This is a genomic window from Bacillus cereus group sp. BfR-BA-01355 (assembly GCF_022663675.1).
Classification (GTDB): Bacteria; Bacillota; Bacilli; order Bacillales; family Bacillaceae_G; genus Bacillus_A; species Bacillus_A thuringiensis_S.
On the sequence record NZ_JAKUFY010000539.1, the window covers coordinates 1 to 206 of the forward strand.

A 206-nucleotide genomic window follows, 5' to 3' on the forward strand; every position below is an offset into this window, starting at 1 on the left:
ATTGGCATCATATTCGGTGGTTGGTTGTTATCCATAATTGGCATCATATTCGGGGGTTGGTTGTTATCCATAATTGGCATTATATTCGGCATTTGATTATTATCCATAATTGGCATCATATTCGGCATTTGATTATTATCCATAATTGGCATCATATTCGGCATTTGATTATTATCCATAATTGGCATCATATTCGGCATTTGATT

The 206-nt window shown here is 34.0% G+C and carries 1 pseudogene; it reads right to left on the reverse strand.

The features are described 5' to 3' along the window. Positions 1–206: pseudogene (locus MR167_RS32830) on the reverse strand (peptigoglycan-binding protein LysM); the annotation flags it as partial.